Below are 17,854 nucleotides of genomic sequence, written 5' to 3'. Positions count from 1 at the left end.
GGCGGTTCCTCCTTCTCTAGGACACATGTCATGAGCACCCTCCGGCTTGAAGATCTGAAGCAATATTCGGACGCGCTGCGCACCCGGCAGGGCGACGCAATCAACGTGCGCTACGTCGAGCCGCGCGACACCGAGGAACTCCAGCACTATTTCCGCTCGCTCTCGACCCGCTCCCGCTACAACCGCTTCTTCGGCGCGCTCAGCGAACTGCCGAAGGGGCTGCTGAATGACTTCCTTCAGGTCGGCGAGCGCGAACGATTTACCGTGGTCGTGACCAGGATGGTCGACGGCTTCGAGACCATCGTTGCCGAGGCGCGCTACGCCTTGCATGTCGAGACCTCGACGCTGGAGTTCGGCCTCTCGGTCGACGATCGCTGGCAGGGCCACGGCATTGCCACCGCGCTTCTGAAGAACCTCGAATGCCGCGCCGCCTCGCTTGGCGCCGAGCACATCTTCGGCGATACGCTGCGCTCCAACCAGACCATGATCTCGCTCGCGCGCAAATCCGGCTTCGCCTTCGTCAGTCATCCTGACGACTGGAAGCTGGTGCGTTTCGACAAGGAGATCCACGTCGCGCCGAAGGACATTCCCTGCGCCAGCTGGCGTCTCGCCGCACTTTCCCGTCAGGCCGATAGCCCCTCAGCCTCGGCCTGACACCACTCCGGGCCCGGCTCAAGTCAAATCTGAGCCGGGCTTTTTTTTGCCCCTCACGCAAAACGCGTCGCTGTGATTGAGGCGCCTACTTCCCCGTGAACACCGCCTTGCGCTTCTCGATGAACGCCTGCACCGCCTCCTTGTGATCGGCGGTCGTGGTGAGGCGGATCAGGCGCTCGGCCTCGTGATCGCGGGCGGTTTCGAAATCGAACAGCAGGGCCTCGTCGAGATTGTCCTTCATGTAGCGCAGCGCCAGCCGCGGACCTTCGGCGAGCGATTTTGCCAGGGCGAAGGCCTCGGCTTGCAGCTTGTCGTCAGGCACGACGCGGTTGACGAGGCCGATGGCCTCGGCGCGCGCGGCGTCGACGCGATCGCCGGTGAACAGCAGCTCGCGCGCCCGCGCGGTGCCGACCAGCCGCGTCAACAGCCAGGCGATGCCGTAATCGCCGGAGAGCGCGATGCGGGCATAGCCGGTGGCGACGAAGGCCGATTGTGCGGCGATGCGGACGTCGCAGGCCATGGCCAGCGCAAGCCCGGCGCCGACCGCGGGGCCAGGGAGTGCGGCGATGGTCGGCTTGCGCACCGACACCAGCGCGCCGGTGAGCAGCCGCTGCCGCTCCTGCAGATCGGCGACGCGGTCCTCAAGCGACATTTCCTGCTTTTTGGGATCACGATGCGCGCCCATGCCCTTGACGTCGCCGCCGGCACAGAAGGCTTCGCCGGCGCCGGTAATGAGCAGCGCGCCGACATCGGGGTTCTCGCCGCAGGTCCGGATCATCGTGCGCAGCGCCGGCGTCAGCGTGTCCGACAGCGAGTTGCGCGCCTCCGGCCGGTTCAGCGTAATGACGGCGACGCGGTCGCGAATGACGCAGAGCAGTTCATTGGTGCCGGTGTCGACGGTGGTTTCCGTGGTCATGGTCGCTCCCTACTCTTGTAGGGTGGGCAAAGCGAAGCGTGCCCACCATTTGTTGTTCTCGTTATCGATGGTGGGCACGGCGCTACGCGCCTTTGCCCACCCTACGGCAACTCGATTCAAAACTTCTCCACCCAGGGCCGCAGCTCCAGCTCCCAGCTCCAGGCGCTGCGCGGCTGCTGCAGCACGTTCCAGTAGCTCTCCGCGATCGCATCGGGATCGAGCATCGAATCCGGCTTGTCGGCCGGCTCGGTGCGCGCAGCGCTCTTGATGCCGCCGTCGATGACGAAATGCGCGACATGGATGCCTTGCGGCGACAATTCGCGCGCCATGCTCTGCGCCAGCCCGCGCAGCGCGAACTTGCCCATCGCGAACGGAGCGGATTGCGCGTAGCCCTTGACGCTGGCCGAAGCACCGGTGAACAGGATCGCGCCATGCTTGCTTGGTACCATGCGCCTGGCCGCCTGCTGCGCCACCAGGAAGCCGCCATAGGCGCTGACCGCGATCGCATTCGCGACATCCGCCGGGACGAGATCGACAAAAGTGCCACGCGCGCGGCCAGAGGCATTGTAGACGACGAGATCCGGCGTGCCGATCTCGCGCTCGACCAGACCGAACAGGCGCTCGACCTCCTCAGGCTCTGTGGCGTTGCAGGCATAGGCCTTCGCGCCGGTCTGGCTGCAGAGCGCGCCTAACTTCTCGATCTTTCGCGCGGCAAGCGCGACGCGAATGCCTTGCGCGGACAGCAGCCGTGCCAGCGAGGCGCTCAGGCCTTCGCCGGCGCCGACGATGAGGGCGATCTTGTATTTCGGATGTTCCATGGCGTGATCTCTCGGGGACGGGACGCCGCTGATCTATGCATCCGCTGCGCGGACAACCAGCCGGCTCGATCACAATTCCGCAGAGCGAATTGCTCCTTCACGGCGATCATGCCTCCCTGACAATTTGCGGCTTTATCGCGTCTCGCGATGGGAGCATGATCGACATCATCCCAAGCGGCAAGCGATAAGAATTTGGCGCCGGGCGGAAACGAAGAGGACGATCATGCACAAGCCGGCCACAGCGCAGCCAAATAATGTCACGGCCGCACCATCCGGCCTGCTGGCGCCCGATACCACTGGCATGAATTTCTACCGCGCCGATCAGGCGCTGACGGACCTCCTGCGCATCCATTTGCCGGAGACGCTATTCCGCCACATCGAGCCGCATCTCGATCGCCTCGGTGAGCTCGCCGGCGGCCATCTCGACGATTGTGCGCGGCTCGCCGACCGACACACGCCGCTGCTGCACCAGCGCGACAAGTTCGGCCGCGACGTGCAGTGGATCGAATATCACCCGGCCTATCGCGAGCTGGAGAACGCTGCCTTCGGCGAATTCGGTATCCACGCGCTGTCGATCCGCAAGGGCATCATGGGCTGGCCGGACAAATATCCTGTGGTGGCCAAGCACGCCTTCACCTTCCTGTTCAACCAGGCCGAATTCGGCATGGGCTGCCCGATCAACGTCACAGACGGCTGTGCAAAGCTGCTGGCGAATTTCGGCAGCGACGCGCTGAAAGCAAAATATCTGGACGGCCTAACCTCGACCGACATGAGCAAGCTGACGCAAGGCGGCCAGTTCATGACCGAGAAGGAAGGCGGCTCCGATGTCGGCACGCTGACCACGCGCGCGGTGCAGGAGGGCGACCATTGGCGCCTCACCGGCGAAAAATGGTTCTGCTCGAATGCAGACGCGAAAGTCGTGATGCTGCTGGCGCGCCCCGAAGGCGCCGGCCCCGGCACGCGCGGTGTCGGCCTGTTCCTGATGCCGCGCTTCCTCGACGACGGCTCGCAGAACCACTACCGGATCGTGCGTCTCAAGGACAAGCTCGGCACCCGCTCGATGGCCTCCGGCGAGATCAAGCTCGAAGGCGCGATTGCGTACGCGGTCGGCAAGCTCGACCGCGGTTTTGTGCAGATGGCCGAGATGGTGAACTCGTCGCGGCTTTCAAACGGCGTTAAATCGGCCGCGCTGATGCGCCGCGCCTACCATGACGCGCTTGCCGTGGCGAAGAACCGCGTGGTGTTCGGCAACCGCATCATCGACCTGCCGCTCGGCCGACGGCAGATGCTGAAAATCATGCTGCCGGTCGAGCAGGCGCTGTCGATGAGCTTTCTCACCGCCGATGCGCTCGATCGTGCGGAAGCCGGCAGCCAGGATGCGGCGGCGCTGCTGCGCATTCTGACCCCGACCCTGAAATTCCGCGCTACGCGCGATGCGCGAAAAGTCTGCGGCGATGCGCTCGAGATGCGCGGCGGCATCGGCTATATCGAGGAATTCGCCACGCCGCGCCTGCTGCGCGATGCGCATCTCGGCTCCGTCTGGGAAGGCACCGGCAACATCGTCGCCATCGATGCGCTGAGGCGTGCCGTTGGCCGCCACGGCGCAGAATCCGCGCTCGCTGCCGATCTGCATACCCGCCTCGACGACAGCGCCTCGGTGCCGCAGGCCTGGCGCGACAATTTGCGCGGCCTCGTCGAGCGCGCCGTCGGCTTCGCGCGCGAGGTCGCAGGCAAGTCAGAGAACGAGGCCGACGCGCGGCGCGCAACGAGCCTGCTCTATCACGTCGCAAGCGCCGTTGCGCTCGCCTGGGAGGCGCACCGCATCCACGACATGCGCGGCGACGCGCGCCGGCTGCTGCTGTCGCGGCTGGTGATCGACCATCGCGTCGTGCCGGGCGATCCGTTCCGGCTGACGGAAAATGCCACGCAGGCCAAGATCGCAGCACTTCTGCTCGGTGACCGCGACGCCGGCATGAGCGAGGTTGGCGAACTGGTTCTGGCAGCGTAGGCTGCGGGCCACGATCAAATCAAAAAACGCGATAGGGAGTGCTCGATGAAGGCCGCCGTCCTCCATGAAGTCAACAAGCCGCTGGTCATCGAGGATGTCAGCCTGCCGAAGCCCGGCCCACGCGAAGTTCTGATCCGCACGTCAGTCGCCGGGCTCTGCCACTCCGATCTGCACTTCATGGAAGGCCTCTACCCGCATCCGCTGCCCGCGGTGCTCGGACACGAGTCCGCCGGCATTGTCGAGCAGGTCGGCTCCGACGTCACCTATGTGAAGCCGGGCGACCACGTCGTCACGTGCCTATCCGTGTTCTGCGGCACCTGCGACAATTGCGCCACGGGGCGCACGGTGCTCTGCACTGACACCACGGTGAAGCTGCTGCCGGGCGTCTCCAATCGCATGCAATGGTCGAAGCCCGAGAAGCTGCACCAGTTCCTCAACCTCTCCTCCTTCGCCGAGCAGATGCTGGTGCACGAGAACGCGATCGTCAAAATCCGCAAGGAGATGCCGCTCGATCTCGCCGCGCTGATTGGCTGCGGTGTCATCACCGGCTACGGCGCGGTGGTGAACACGGCGAAGGTGACGGCCGGCGAAACCGTCGCCGTGATCGGCTGCGGCGGTGTCGGCATGGCCGCGATCAACGGTGCGCAGATCGCCGGTGCCGGCCGCATCATCGCCATCGACACCAATCCGGCAAAGCTCCAGCTTGCGACCAAGCTGGGCGCCACCGACATCATCAATCCCGCCGATGGCGACGTCGTGAAGCAGGTCCGCGACCTCACCAATGGCGGCGTGCATCATTCCTTCGAGGTGCTCGGCCGCAAGGAAACCGCGGAGCAGGCGTTCGGCATGCTCGCTTCCGGCGGCACCGCCACGATCGTCGGCATGATCCCGTTCGGCCAGAAGATCGAGCTGCACGGTTTCGACTTCCTGCGCGAACGCCGGATCCAGGGCTCGTCAATGGGCTCGAACCATTTCCGCGTCGACATGCCGCGTCTGGTCGATTTCTACCTGCGCGGCCGGCTGCACCTGGAGGACTGGATCTCGGCCAAGCTGAAGCTGTCCGAGATCAACGAAGGTTTTGCCAACATGAAAGCCGGCAAGACGCTGCGGAGCGTGATTGTGTTTGATAGCTAGCGCCGATTACGCTGTCATCGCCCGGCTTGACCGGGCGATCCAGTATTCCAGAGACCGTCGTTGCTAAACCGAGACGCCGCGGCGTACTGGATGCCCCCGCCTTCGCGGGGCATGACGGCGGAGAGTGGGGCGGCGATGCGGGCCGCTCACCGCGACACGTGCGCAGACACCGCGAGCCACTTGCCGTTCTTCTTCGCCCAGCAATCGGTGTAGCGCCCGGTCGCCTGCTGACCATCCGCGGTGGTGTAGCTCGTTGCCGCGTGAATGATCGCGAAGTCGCCCATGATGCGGATGATGACGTCAAACGCATGCAGATCGCGGATCGCGACCGGCCGCGCGGTCTGCTCCAGGAAGCCGGTGCGGTCGACCAGCGTCTTGTCCGGATTGGAGCAGTAAAACTCCGGCGCCAGGATCTCGTCGAAGCGTTTGACGTCGCAGTTCTGCACAGATGCGACATAGTCACGGTTGAGTGCGGTGAGCAGTTCGAGGTCCTGGCTCATGATATTTATCCGTCCTCAGTTATCTACTCCGTCATTGCGAGAGCGGCGAAGCAATCCAGAAATGTTTCCGCAGATGCGGACGGGATTGCTTCGTCGCAAGGGCTCCTCGCAATGACGCGGCGGCATCAATCATCAAACATCTTCGGCGGCACGAACCCGCCGAACTCGCGCTCGATCAGCTCGGCCAGCTTCAGCGGCGTGCGGTCCTCGAGCCATGGGCCGACGATCTGGACGCCGACCGGCAGCCCATCCGGCGCGAAGCCGGTCGGGATCGCGGTCGAGGGCAGGCCGGGCAGCGTGGCGATGCCGGGCCAGGCGAGCTGGTCGGGATAGACGTGCTCCTTGCCGTCGATTGTGATGCGGCGGGTTTCCTGATCAGGCGAATGGTCGTGGGGATAGGCGGCGGTCGGCATCACCGGACAGATCACGGCGTCGAACGTCTTGAACAGCTCGCGCCATTGCGCGCGCAACCGGGTGCGTCCGCCGTTCGCCATCTGCCAGTCGCGATGGCTGAGCGCGATGCCGCGCAGCCGCTCGGCGGCGAGGCTGTTGTCGCCCTCGGGCAGCGCGGCTGCCGCCGCCTTGGCGCCGGCATAGATGTCTGGCGCAAAACTTGCAGCGAGGAACGACATCAGCATGCGCATATACAGCCGCGACGAGGCCGCGAAATCCGGCAGCAGCGGACTGCTGCGTTCGATCTTGACGCCTGATTTGGCGAGGTTATCGGCGAGCGTGTTGATGGTGCCGCGCACGGCGGTGCCGGTCGGCAGCACCGGATCGGTGTCGATCACCAACACGCGGAAATCCCTGAAGGCGATGTGCCGTGCCGCCGGCAATTCGAGCCGATAGGCGAAGCCTGCATCGATCGGATCGGGCCCGGCCATCACGTCGAGCACCAGCGACAGATCGGCGGCGCTGCGTGCCATCGGGCCGATCACCGAGAGGTCACGCTCGAATGGCAACGGTGGCAGCGGCGGCGGCGTGTGGCCACGCATGGCGACGAGGTTGAAGGTCGGCTTGTGTGCGTAGACGCCGCAATGGAAGGCCGGCACGCGCAGCGAGCCGCCGATATCGGAGCCGATGGAGAGCGGGCCGTAGCCTGCGGCGAGGGCCGCCGAGGAGCCGCCGGACGAACCGCCCGGCGTGCGGCCGAGGTCGTAGGGGTTGTTGGTGGTGCCGTAGATGTCGTTGTAGCTTTGCCAGTCGCCGAGGCCGAGCGGCACGTTGGTCTTGCCGACGATGACAGTGCCAGCGTCCTTCACCCGCGTCACCGGCAGCGCGTCTTCCTTGGCAATGAAGTCCTTCTGCGCGGAAATGCCCCAGGTCGTCGGCAGGCCGGCGATGTTGTAGGATTCCTTCACCGTCATCGGCAGGCCGAGCAGCGGCTTGCGCTCGCCGCGGGCCAGGGCCGCATCCGCATCACGCGCGGCGCTCAGCGCGCGGTCGAAATCGCGGACGCAGATCGCGTTGACCTTGCCGTCGTGACGTTCGATGCGGTCGATCGCGTCCTGCGTGAGCTCGACGGCGGAGACCTTCTTCGCCGCCAATGCGGCCGACAGCTCGACCGCGCTCTTGTAACTCCATTCCGATTTCGCCACGACATGCTCCTGCGCTTCACTGAAGGGATGATGCGCAGTTTGGCCGAACGCCGCAACCGCCGTTTGATCGCGATTGCCATGCGAGGGAATGCCGAGGCTGCTATGCCGCCCCGATCAAGATCCCCACCGCCAGCACGATGGCACCGCCGAGCACGATCTGGAACACGGCCTGGAGGAACGGCGTATCCATGTAGCGCGCGCGGATGAAGGCGATCGCCCAGAGTTCGAAGAACACGACGATGCCGGCGATCGCGGTCGCGATCCAGAATGCGTTGGGCCATGCGTCCGGCACGAGATAGGGCATGGTGTGGCCGAGCCCGCCGAGCGTCGTCATCGCGCCGCAGGTGATGCCGCGCAGCCAGGGCGAGCCCCGGCCCGTCAGCGAGCCGTCGTCGGACAGCGCTTCGGCAAATCCCATGCTGATGCCGGCGCCGATCGAGGCGGCGAGGCCAACCAGGAACGTCTGCCAGTTCTGGTGCGTGGCGAAGGCCGCCGCGAACAGCGGCGCCAGCGTCGAGACCGAGCCGTCCATCAAGCCGGCGAGGCCCGGCTGCACATATTGCAGCACGAACATCCGCCGCCGCGTGCGGTCTTCCTCGGCGCGCACGCCGGGCTTGAGGATCTGGTCCGCCAGCTTTGCCGCGGTCTCTTCATGACCTTTCTCGGCTTCGGCGAGATCGCCGAGCAGGCGGCGCACCCCGGTATCCTGCGCCTGTTCGGCCGCCTTCACGTAAAACCGCTCAGCCTGCATCTCCATGGTCTCGACCTCCTTGCGGATGGTGTCGAGCGAGAGGTTCTTGGTGAGCCAGACCGGGCGGCGGCGCAGGAATCCCTTGACGTCCTCGCGGCGGATCGGAGGCAAATGAGGACCGAAGCGCTGCTCGTACATCTCCAGCAGCATGTGGCGATGGCCGCGCTCCTCTTCCGCCATCTCCTCGAAGATCTTGGCCGTATCCGGATAGCGTTCCCGGAGATCCTCGGCGAAGGACATGTAAATGCGGCTGTCCTCCTCCTCTGAGGAGATCGCGACCGCAAGCACCTCGCGCTCGGTCAGATCGGCAAAATTCTTCACGACGGCCTGTCCCATTAGTTTAGAACTATTCTAAACTATATAATGCGACGCGGTTCCCGGGTCAAATCATGCGGCGCGGGCCTTTTCGAGGAAGTCGAGCAGCAGCCGGCTGACCTCGGCCGGCTGCTCCTGCTGCACCCAATGGCCGGCACCGTCGACGAGATGGCAACCGAGCATCTTCGTGCAGCCGCGCCCCTGCATTGCCTCGAACACGCCGGGGCGCTGATAAGTGCCCCAATCCTGCTTGCCCGAGATGAAGCACGCGGGCACGTCGATGCTGCGGCCCGAGAACAGCTGCATCTCGTTGTTGAGCAAGCCTGACGTGCCGTAGCGATACCATTGCAGGCCGCCCTGGAATCCGGTGCGGGCATATTCGGCGCTGTAATAGGCGAGGTCGCTGTCTGGCAGCCATTGATTGGCGGCGATCGCGGCCGGCGACGGCATCTCCTTCGCGACCGTCTCGGCCATGGTCTCACCGAGGTTCATCACGTAATAGGTCGGCAGCTTGGCAAGCTCGCCTGCCGACCATGATTTCAGCGGATATGGCTTGTTGTCGATCCAGTCCGCGCTCTTGTGATGATAATAGGCGCGCAGAAAATCATGCACGCCTTGCGGCGCGTGCTGCATGTCGGCGTTGGCGGCGCGCGTCGCATAGTACCATTGATAGTGGATGCGCGGGCGCGGCAGCGCGGCGAGTTCGCGATGCACGGGATCTTCGACCGGTGGCTTCGCGGGACTATCGACCGTGTCGAAGGGCAACGCCGGCGCTCCGCCGAACGGCGCGCTCATCAACGTCACCGAACGAAACACGTCGGGCCGGATCAGCGCGCACCACGCCGCGACCGGGCTGCCGAAATCGTGTCCGGCGAGATCGACCTGCTTGTAGCCGAACGCCGACACCAGCGTGAGCGCATCGCGCGCGAGGTTGAGAAGAGAGAACGGGGTGAGATCGCCGTCGTAATCCGCGGTCCAGCCGGTCGTGCGGCCATAGCCGCGCTGGTCGGGCGCGAGCACGTGATAGCCGGCCTCGCTGAGCGCCGGCATCACCTTGCGCCAGGAGAACGCGAGCTCGGGAAACCCGTGCAGCAGCAGGATGCAGGGACGGCCCCTGGTCTCGAATCCGGCCTCGAGCACATGCATCCGCAAGCCGTTGATGCCGTCGACATACCGCGAGCGGATGCCGGCGGGGAGGGGAATGTCTGGAAGTGCTGTCATTGCTTTCTCCACGCGGGTGGAATCGTAGGGTGGGCAAAGGCGCGCACCTCGCGCGCCGTGCTCACCATTCCCTGGCGCATTTGGCATGGTGGGCACGCTTTGCTTTGCCCACCATACGATTGCGGCGTTCCGCTACACCGCCGCACACACGAAGCCGCTACCCTTGCGCCTGATCTTCCCCACCGACGGCGAGGGAAAATGCGCGGTGCAGCACAGCGTGTCGGTGTCGCAATAGCGTTCCAAGAAGCTTCGCCGCGTCGTGGCCGCCTTGGCCGGGTCGACGTCGAACCTGATCGACAGCTCCGGATAGATTGTCTGCAGCGGCGAGTGCATGAGATCGCCGGAGAATACCGCGTCGTCCTTGCCACGGCCCATCGCGACGGCGATATGCCCCGGCGTGTGGCCCGGCGTCGGCACGATGCGGACGTGATCGCCGATCTGGTGATCGTTGCTGACCAGCTCGTGGCGCTTGGCCTCGACCACCGGCAGCACGCTGTCGGCAAAGGGCGGAATCTCCGTCTTCGCATTCTCCGCGAACCAATGGTCGTACTCCTGCTTGGCGAACACATAGCGCGCTTTGGGGAACGTCGGCACCCAGCGGCCGTTCTCCAGCCGCGTGTTCCAGCCGACGTGGTCGACGTGCAGATGGGTGCACATCACGAAGTCGATGTCGTCGACGGAGACGCCCGCCGCGGCGAGCCCGCGTTGATAGTTGTCGTCGGTCTTCATGTTCCATGCCGGCCGCTGTGGCCGCGGCTTGTCGTTGCCGATGCAGCTGTCGACCAGAATGGTGTGATGCGGCGTCTTGATCACATAAGACTGGAAACACAGGATCAGCGTGTCCCGGTCGTCGAGCGCCTTGGCTTGCCGCATCCACGCCCGGTTCTCGGCCAGCACCTCCGGCGTCAGGCCGGGCATGAAGTCCAGCGCCGGGAAGAAGGGCGCTTCCTGCTCGATGACGCGATGGATGGTGAGATCGCCGACGGTGAATTTCAGGCTCATGCTCGCTTCCCTTGTTCGCTTCCCTTATTCGTTTCTCTTGCACTCAGCGTGCGTCGCGCACGGATGGAATGACGATGTTGGAGAGGATGTCGATCGCGGCGAGCCCTTCCTTGGGCTGGCCGTATTGGGCAGCGGTGGTCATCATGACGAGATCTAGCTCGGGCACGATGAAGATGCGCTGGCCGCCCCAGCCGAAGGCGGCAACCCATTTGATTTCCTTGCTGCCGGCCAGCGAGCGGCCCATCCACCATTGATAGCCGTAGAACAGCGTGCCGCCGAAATAGCCGATCGCCTGGAAGCGCGGCGTGATCGATTGCGCGATCCAGTCGGCCGAGACAACTTGTTGGCCGTTCCACTGGCCGCGATTGAGCACGAGCTGGCCGATCTTCGCCGCATCGCGCGGCCGCAAGCGCAGGCCCGCGGCCGCTGCAATCTTGCCGTTCTTATAGGCTTTCCACTCGAGATCGGTGATTCCGAGCGGCTGGAACAGCACCTCGCGCGCAAACGTCTCCAGCGGCTTGCCCGAGACGCGCTCGAGGATGTTGCCGAGCAGTTCAGTTCCGCCGCCATTATAGGTCCAGAGCACATCCGGCGGTGCAGCGAGTGGCTTTGCGAGCACATAGCCGATCGGATCGGCTTCAAACGTGAGATGCGGCTCGTCGTTGTTCGGATCGGTCCAGGCCCGCGCTTCGTCCCATTTCATCCCCGAGGACATCGTCAGCAGATGGCGCAGCTTAATGGCCTCCCAGCCCGGCTGCTTCATCGCCTGACGGTCGGGGAAGAATTTGAGCACAGGCTCATCAAGGCCTTCGATCAGCTTGCGATCGATCGCAATGCCGACGAGCGTCGAAACGACACTCTTCGATGCCGAACGCATGTCGTGCTTCGTCGTCGCGGTGAATTCGTGCTGGCCTTGCGGTTGCCCCCAGGGTTGGTCGTAGCCGGGGAAATACTGCTCGAAGACGAGCTTGCCGTGGCGCACGACGACAACCGAATGGACCGAGGTCGCGCGTTGTTTGAGCCGTGCAGCGACGCCGCAGAGTTGCGCGCCATCCATGCCGAGACTGTCGGGCGAGGCGATCTCCCAGCCATCGTCGATCGATGACGGCGCTCCACAGGCTTGGCCTTGTTGTCCAGGCTCGGCCCGTAGATTGGTGGCTGAGATGGAGAGCGCGAGCACAAGGCCCGCGCCGAGAATTGTGAACCGGGAGAATTGATCGCGCATCGTCATTCTCCAGGCATATCCCGCTACGCCGCTGGCGGCACCGAGATCTTCACCGACGGCCGCTCCAGCATCTTCTGATGGAAGGCGTCGAGCTTCGGATAGGCCTTGCGCCAGCCGCAATCCGCAAAGCGGAAGTCGGCATAGCCGAGCACGCAAACGAGGCCGATCTGCGAGATGTCGAACGGGCCGTTCAGCACGTCAGGCATGTTCTCGAAACGCGCCATGCCGGTCCAGGCCCGGTTCCAGTGATCGTCCGACCACGCCTGCCATTGCAGGCCCTGCGGCCGCACCATCTTCTCGTAGCGGCACAGCAGCATGGAATCGAGCATGCCGTTGATCAGCGAGTGATTGGTCTTGGCCTTCCAGCGCCGCGGACCGTAATCCGGGATCAGGCTGCCGCCGGCCATCTCGTTGAGATATTCGACGATGACGTAGGAATCCAGGATCACGTCGCCGTCGTCAGTGATCAGCACCGGCAGCTTCTTCAGCGGCGTGATGCGCGAATAGTCCTCGTTGGCCGTGCCGGGCGCGACGGTCGCGGGCGTGAATTCGATCCTGTCGATCAGCCCAAGCTCGATCGCGGCAATGCGCACCTTGCGGGCGAACGGCGAGGCGGCGGAGAAGGAGAGTTTCATCGGAAATGTCCTGCGGGAGACCGGCAATTGGTTTTCGTCATTGCGAGCGAAGCGAAGCAATCCAGGCTGTCTCCGTAGAAATAGTCTGGATTGCTTCGTCGCTTCGCTCCTCGCAATGACGGTATGGCGACGGCGCGGCTTACGCCGCAACGATCTCCTGGCGCTGCTCGCCGAGGCCTTCGATGCCGAGCGTGATGACGTCGCCGACATTGAGGAAGGTCGGCGGCTTCATGCCGAGGCCGACGCCAGGCGGGGTGCCTGTCGTGATGATGTCGCCCGGCAGCAGCGTCATGAACTGCGAGACATAGGAGATGCACTTGGCCATCGAGAAGATCATGGTCTTGGTCGAGCCGGTCTGGCGCCGCTGGCCGTTGACGTCGAGCCACATCGACAGGTTCTGCACGTCCTTGATCTCGTCCTTGGTGGCGAGCCAGGGGCCGACCGGGCCGAACGTGTCGTGCGACTTGCCCTTGGTCCACTGACCCAGGCGCTCGGTCTGGAAGTTGCGCTCGGAGACGTCGTTGCAGACGCAATAGCCGGCGACGTGGTTCAGTGCATCGGCTTCCGAGACGTATTTTGCCCGGGTGCCGATGATCGCGGCGATCTCGACTTCCCAGTCGAGCTTGGTCGAGCCGCGCGGCTTCTCGACCTTATCGTTCGGACCGGACAGCGAGGTGTTGGCCTTCATGAAGATGATCGGCTCGCTCGGAATGGCGGCGCCGGTCTCCTTGGCGTGGTCGCTGTAGTTGAGGCCGATCGCGACGAACTTCGAGATGCCGGTGACGGGCGCGCCGAACCGCGGCTTGCCGGAGACGGCGGGGAGCGAGGCGGGATCGATGGCGGCGAGCTTCGTCAGCGACTCCGGCGAATAGGCCTCGCCGGTCAGGTCCTTCACATGCGCCGACAGGTCGCGCAACTGGCCGGATTTGTCGATCAGGCCGGGCTTTTCCGCACCCTTCTCGCCGTAACGAACAAGCTTCATTCTCGTTTCTCCCTTGGGATGGACTGATCGGTTAAATAGCTTCATGGAACAGCGCGGCGGGAAATTCAACCGCTCAAAACGGGGCGCATTGCAGCCCCTCAATTCGGGTGATCGTAGGGTGGGCAAAGGCGCGAAGCGCCGTGCCCACCAATTCTTTCGCTGATGCGAGTTTCCGCCATCAGGCGCAATGGATCATCTGGAGCAGTGCGGCGTTATCGCGGAACCCAGGACGAGCCAAAGGGGAGCCCATGCCAGAGCTTGCCATTTCCGCCGAGAAGGTCGCCTTCATCATAGAAAAGGCCCGCGAATTCGACGTCAAGGAGGCGGATACCGATCCGGATTCGGGCTCGAACCCGACCGATGACGACGCAGTCGACGTCCTGAAGGACAACGGCTCCGATCCGGTCCGCAACGAGCTCGGCGGCTTCATGATTGCCTTGAACGAGGACGAGCAGCTCGATCTCGTCGCGCTGACCTGGCTCGGTCGCGGCGACGGCGCGATCGATGATTGGGACGATTTGCGCGCCCGTGCTGTGGAGGCACGGTCCGAGTATCGCAGCCCGCGCCGTGAAACGGTGCAATACCTGCTCGGCGAGCCGATGCTGGGCGATCTGCTCGCCGACGGGCTCGACGCATTCGGCATCGACTGGACCGACGAGCAGCTCACCGCAGATTCCTCTGATCCCAGCGAGCGGGACGAGGACGAGATCACCAAACGGCGGTGATGATCCTCGATAACACATGACTCGCGCTTGGGCGCTGAAGCTCCCGCATCGTCATGGCTGGACTCTCCCCACTATCGCAGGCGAGATGACCGCTCTCACAGCGTTCCCGGGAACGCACCACCATCGAGCAGAATGTTCTGGCCGGTGATGAAGCCGGCCTTGGCGCCGCAAAGGAAGGCGCAGGCATAGCCGAACTCGTCGGGCTGGCCGAAGCGGCCGGCCGGGTTGAGCTTGGCGCGCTCGGCCAGGACCTGCTCGGGCGTCGTGCCGCGCTTGTCGGCCTCGGCCTTCGCGGTGCCGGTCAGGCGATCGGTCTCGAACGGGCCCGGCAGCAGGCCGTTGATGGTGACGTTGTTGATCACGGTCTTGCGCGACAGGCCGGCGATGAAGCCGGTGAGGCCGGCGCGCGCGCCGTTGGAGAGGCCGAGGATGTCGATCGGCGCCTTCACCGCGGCCGAGGTGATGTTGACGATGCGGCCGAACTTGCGCGCCATCATGCCGTCGACGGTCGACTTGATCAGCTCGATCGGCGTGAGCATGTTGGCGTCGATCGCCTTGATCCAGTCGTCGCGGGTCCAGTTGCGGAAATCGCCGGGCGGCGGGCCGCCGGCATTGTTGATGAGAATGTCCGGCTCGGGGCAGGCCTTCAGCACGGCTTCGCGGCCCGCAGGCGTCGTGATGTCGCCGACGATCTCGGTGACCTTCACGGCGGGATAGGCCTTGCGGATGTCGTCGGCCGTCTTCTTCAGCGCTTCGGCGCCGCGGGCGGTCAACGTGACGTCGACGCCAGCTTCGGCCAGCGAGATGGCGCAAGCGCGCCCCAGGCCCTTGCTGGATGCGCAGACGATGGCGCGGCGACCTTTGATCCCAAGATCCACTGTTTCACTCCCGTAATGTCAGGCAGGTTTTTGGACGGGCGGCACTCTAGCCAAGAGTGATGCCGCTGATAAGGGACGTGCCCGCATCAAAATGCATGGCGCGGGCTGCGGCGATGCAAACGGGCATGATCCGGAAAAATGTGTAGCGGTTTTCCGAAAAGATCAGCCCAAACAGTCAGATGCGCCGCTCCTGCTTGAGGCGGTCGATCGCGGCGGCGGCCTCCGGCGGCAGCGACTTGAAGCCCATCTGCCCGACCGCCGAGAACAGCGGCCGCAGATGCGAGCCGGCCAGGAAGGGCGGCTGGCGGTTGGCCGGCACGATCTGGTCGAACACCAGCACCAGCGTGGTGGCGACGAGGCCGACCCGGACGGCGCCGAGCGCGGCGCCGCCGAGGCGGTCGCCGATGCCGGCGTCGCCGACCGTGTCCTCAAGCACGAAACGGCCGATATATCCGAGCAGCATGCCGACCACCAGAAAGATGCCGAACAACCAGATCCAGTTCTGGAATTGCGGCGCATTCGGATTGCCCGTGATCTGCGGCGCGATCATCGGCATCAGCGAAACCGCGATGGGGGCCGCCAGGAGATAGGCGAGAATGGTCATGGCGCTGCGGAGCAAGCCGGTCCTGAAGCCAAAGCCGATCGCGAGTGCGAGCGCCGCATAGACCGCGAAATCGAAGCTATTCATGAGCGCAACCCTGCCGATGGAACGAATGAACGCCGAACCGGTCGTTCCGGTTTCAGATCGCTAAAATCGTCTGTATCTTTTCGCTCCAGCAGCTAAGGGGGCGTCCATTTCAGGCTTATTCAAGGTGAGTGAAGAAATCGTCCTTTCCGCTGTCGCCGGGACGACCAAGTGGAGATTGCGTCGCTAACTCACCCGCAATTCGCTCCTGATCATATCCGCCGCCTTTTCCCCGATCATGATGGTCGGCGCATTGGTGTTGCCGCCGATCAGCGTCGGCATGATCGAGGCATCGACGACACGCAGGCCGTCCACACCGTGCACCTTCAGCTTCGGATCGACCACGGCCATTGCGTCCGTGCCCATCTTGCAGGTGCCGACGGGGTGGTAGACCGTGTCGACGCGATTGCGCAGGATGGCGCGGATGTCGTCGTCCGTTCTCACGTCGGACGTGAACATGTCCTGCTTCTGCAAGGCGCGCATCGCAGGCGTCTCCATCAGCCGCCGCGTGGTCTTGAAGCCCGCGACCATGGTCTCGAGATCCTCCGCCTCGCCCAGAAAGTTCGGATCGATCATCGGCGCCGCCAGCGGATCGGCGCTTTTCAGCCAGACGCTGCCGCGGCTCTTCGGCCGCAACAGGCAGACATGGCATGAGAAGCCGGCCTCCTTGTGCTTCTTGCGGCCGTGGTCGTCGAGCATCGCGATGATGAAGTGCAGCTGGATATCGGGCACGTCGAGATCGGCCGGGTCTTCAGGAAGCCGCCGCACTCGGCGAAATTGGTGGTCATCAGGCCACGTCGCTCCCTGCGGTACCGCCGGATGGCGCGGAGCAGGGACGGCAACCGTCCGAGCGACGAGTGAACGAAGTGCGGATAGTCGGAGGCGTAGACGAACACGAAATCCGGATGGTCCTGCAGATTGCGCCCGACGCCCGGCAAATGATGCACGACGCCGATGCCGTGCGCGCCAAGCGCCTCGCCGTCGCCGATGCCCGACAGCATCAGCAATTGCGGTGACTGGAAGGCGCCGGAGGCGAGGATCACCTCGCGGCGCGCGCGCAGCTGTTTCGTCTGCTTGCCCTGCACATATTCGATGCCGACCGCGCGTCCGCCTTCGAACAGGATTTTCGTCGCATGCGCCCCCGTCTCGACGCGCAGATTCGCGCGCTTGTCGATGTGGGGCTGCAGATAGGCGCGCGCCGCGCTCCAGCGCTCGCCCCTGTGCTGCGTCACCTGGTAGCTGCCGAGCCCTTCGTGGTTCTCTTCATTGAAGTCCTCGCGGATGCGGAATTGTGCCTCGCGCGCGGCCTGATGGAAAATCTCATGGATCGGATTGTCCGAGCGCAGCCTGTTGACATGCAGCGGGCCGCCCTTGCCGTGATATTCGCCGTCGAAATCGCTGTTGTTCTCCGAGCGCTTGAAATAGGGCAGCACGTCCGCATACGACCAGCCGGCATTGCCGAGCGAGGCCCAGTGGTCGTAGTCCCATTTGTGGCCGCGGATGTAGACCATGGCGTTGATCGCCGAGGAGCCGCCGAGGCCCTTGCCGCGCGGCTGATAGCCGATACGGCCGTTCAATCCCTTCTGCGGCACGGTGTCGAAGGCCCAATTGGCCGCCTTGTATGGCAGAGCGAGCCCGAAGGGCATGGTGATCCGCCAACTGTCGTTCCGTCCGCCGGCATCGAGCAGCGCCACGGATGTCGCCGCATCCTCCGACAGCCGCCCCCGCCACGGCGCAACCACCGGAGCCCGCGCCCACGACGACGAAATCGAATGTGTCAGTCACTGATGTTTCCCCAAGTAATGGT

16 protein-coding genes and 1 pseudogene are annotated in these 17,854 nt (G+C 64.4%); 4 read left to right on the top strand and 13 right to left on the bottom strand.

What is annotated here, in order from left to right:
• The first annotated feature begins 30 nt into the window (after positions 1-30).
• A complete protein-coding gene (locus ABID59_RS17275) occupies positions 31-654 on the top strand; it encodes a GNAT family N-acetyltransferase (protein ID WP_354084154.1) in 624 nt (207 codons plus the stop codon).
• 85 nt (positions 655-739) lie between these two features.
• Here ABID59_RS17275 and ABID59_RS17270 read toward each other — a convergent pair whose 3' ends face one another.
• Together ABID59_RS17270 and ABID59_RS17265 are read right to left on the bottom strand one after the other, a co-directional pair.
• On the bottom strand, positions 740-1,570 hold the full coding sequence (locus ABID59_RS17270; protein WP_354084153.1) for an enoyl-CoA hydratase: 831 nt from the start codon (positions 1,568-1,570) through the stop codon (positions 740-742).
• A 116-nt stretch (positions 1,571-1,686) separates the two neighbouring features.
• Positions 1,687-2,388, bottom strand: a complete 702-nt coding sequence (locus ABID59_RS17265) for an SDR family NAD(P)-dependent oxidoreductase (RefSeq protein ID WP_148755025.1) — start codon at positions 2,386-2,388, stop codon at positions 1,687-1,689.
• Positions 2,389-2,611: 223 nt separating this feature from the next.
• Here ABID59_RS17265 and ABID59_RS17260 point away from each other — a divergent pair, with 223 nt between their 5' ends.
• Positions 2,612-4,396 (top strand): acyl-CoA dehydrogenase family protein, encoded by a 1,785-nt coding sequence (locus ABID59_RS17260; protein WP_354084152.1) that lies wholly within the window; start codon positions 2,612-2,614, stop codon positions 4,394-4,396.
• A 45-nt stretch (positions 4,397-4,441) separates the two neighbouring features.
• Positions 4,442-5,530: a Zn-dependent alcohol dehydrogenase gene (locus ABID59_RS17255; protein ID WP_354084151.1), complete on the top strand. Its 1,089-nt coding sequence runs from the start codon at positions 4,442-4,444 to the stop codon at positions 5,528-5,530.
• A 146-nt stretch (positions 5,531-5,676) separates the two neighbouring features.
• Here the strand turns inward: ABID59_RS17255 and ABID59_RS17250 are convergent, their stop codons facing one another.
• From ABID59_RS17250 to ABID59_RS17215, 8 genes are all read right to left on the bottom strand, one after another.
• On the bottom strand, positions 5,677-6,030 hold the full coding sequence (locus tag ABID59_RS17250; RefSeq protein WP_148755029.1) for a nuclear transport factor 2 family protein: 354 nt from the start codon (positions 6,028-6,030) through the stop codon (positions 5,677-5,679).
• A gap of 125 nt (positions 6,031-6,155) precedes the next feature.
• Positions 6,156-7,628: an amidase gene (locus ABID59_RS17245; protein ID WP_354084150.1), complete on the bottom strand. Its 1,473-nt coding sequence runs from the start codon at positions 7,626-7,628 to the stop codon at positions 6,156-6,158.
• 100 nt (positions 7,629-7,728) lie between these two features.
• The gene (gene mbfA / locus ABID59_RS17240) at positions 7,729-8,700 is read right to left on the bottom strand and encodes an iron exporter MbfA (RefSeq protein ID WP_148755054.1); all 972 of its coding nucleotides are present in this window, start codon (positions 8,698-8,700) and stop codon (positions 7,729-7,731) included.
• A 66-nt stretch (positions 8,701-8,766) separates the two neighbouring features.
• Complete coding sequence (locus ABID59_RS17235; RefSeq protein WP_354084149.1) at positions 8,767-9,915, bottom strand: alpha/beta hydrolase; 1,149 nt, start codon at positions 9,913-9,915, stop codon at positions 8,767-8,769.
• A gap of 132 nt (positions 9,916-10,047) precedes the next feature.
• Positions 10,048-10,917: an MBL fold metallo-hydrolase gene (locus tag ABID59_RS17230; RefSeq protein WP_354084148.1), complete on the bottom strand. Its 870-nt coding sequence runs from the start codon at positions 10,915-10,917 to the stop codon at positions 10,048-10,050.
• A gap of 43 nt (positions 10,918-10,960) precedes the next feature.
• The gene (locus ABID59_RS17225; protein ID WP_354084147.1) at positions 10,961-12,142 is read right to left on the bottom strand and encodes a serine hydrolase domain-containing protein; all 1,182 of its coding nucleotides are present in this window, start codon (positions 12,140-12,142) and stop codon (positions 10,961-10,963) included.
• Between the two features lie 23 nt (positions 12,143-12,165).
• Positions 12,166-12,777 carry a glutathione S-transferase family protein gene (locus ABID59_RS17220; protein ID WP_148755034.1) on the bottom strand — a complete coding sequence of 204 codons (612 nt, stop codon included), beginning with the start codon at positions 12,775-12,777 and terminating at the stop codon, positions 12,166-12,168.
• A 139-nt stretch (positions 12,778-12,916) separates the two neighbouring features.
• On the bottom strand, positions 12,917-13,759 hold the full coding sequence (locus ABID59_RS17215; RefSeq protein ID WP_354084146.1) for a fumarylacetoacetate hydrolase family protein: 843 nt from the start codon (positions 13,757-13,759) through the stop codon (positions 12,917-12,919).
• 248 nt (positions 13,760-14,007) lie between these two features.
• Here ABID59_RS17215 and ABID59_RS17210 point away from each other — a divergent pair, with 248 nt between their 5' ends.
• Positions 14,008-14,484, top strand: a complete 477-nt coding sequence (locus ABID59_RS17210) for a DUF3775 domain-containing protein (protein ID WP_148755036.1) — start codon at positions 14,008-14,010, stop codon at positions 14,482-14,484.
• Between the two features lie 95 nt (positions 14,485-14,579).
• On the opposite strand, the gene ABID59_RS17205 is transcribed toward ABID59_RS17210, so the two are convergent.
• The 3 genes and pseudogenes from ABID59_RS17205 to ABID59_RS17195 all read right to left on the bottom strand — a co-directional run bounded on the left by ABID59_RS17205 (position 14,580) and on the right by ABID59_RS17195 (position 17,832).
• Positions 14,580-15,362 (bottom strand): SDR family oxidoreductase, encoded by a 783-nt coding sequence (locus tag ABID59_RS17205; protein ID WP_354031641.1) that lies wholly within the window; start codon positions 15,360-15,362, stop codon positions 14,580-14,582.
• Between the two features lie 175 nt (positions 15,363-15,537).
• Positions 15,538-16,050 (bottom strand): CvpA family protein, encoded by a 513-nt coding sequence (locus ABID59_RS17200; RefSeq protein WP_148755038.1) that lies wholly within the window; start codon positions 16,048-16,050, stop codon positions 15,538-15,540.
• A 183-nt stretch (positions 16,051-16,233) separates the two neighbouring features.
• Positions 16,234-17,832 (bottom strand): annotated as a pseudogene (locus tag ABID59_RS17195) (GMC family oxidoreductase).
• Between the last annotated feature and the right edge of the window lie 22 nt (positions 17,833-17,854).

It is taken from the genome of Bradyrhizobium sp. S3.3.6 (assembly GCF_040546905.1).
Classification (GTDB): domain Bacteria; phylum Pseudomonadota; class Alphaproteobacteria; order Rhizobiales; family Xanthobacteraceae; genus Bradyrhizobium; species Bradyrhizobium cytisi.
Note: the sequence above shows the minus strand (reverse complement) of the source record. Positions and strands in the feature narration are given on the sequence as shown.